Origin of the sequence: Leucobacter sp. USHLN153, from assembly GCF_037145615.1 — a bacterium.
Lineage (GTDB): Bacteria > Actinomycetota > Actinomycetes > Actinomycetales > Microbacteriaceae > Leucobacter.
Genome location: NZ_JBBCXE010000015.1, coordinates 1 through 223, shown reverse-complemented (window position 1 = coordinate 223; position 223 = coordinate 1). Strand labels below are relative to the sequence as shown.

Below are 223 nucleotides of genomic sequence, written 5' to 3'. Positions count from 1 at the left end.
ATTAGGACTAAGTCGTAACAAGGTAGCCGTACCGGAAGGTGCGGCTGGATCACCTCCTTTCTAAGGAGCAACTCACCACACACGCAAAGCGTGGGTGGTGCAGAGAATGTTTGAACGTCGCCGAACGCGTGACGCGAACAGCTCAAGGGTGGAACATATGACAAAGCAAGCTTTGATAGCTCGCCTGCCGTAGTACATCAGCTCGTTTCGGCGGGGTGAGAGG

1 rRNA gene is annotated in these 223 nt (G+C 54.3%); it reads left to right on the top strand.

Going from position 1 to position 223, the window contains the following annotated elements:
* Positions 1 to 60 (top strand): 16S ribosomal RNA (locus WFH00_RS11880); the annotation flags it as partial.
* Positions 61 to 223 lie beyond the last annotated feature (163 nt).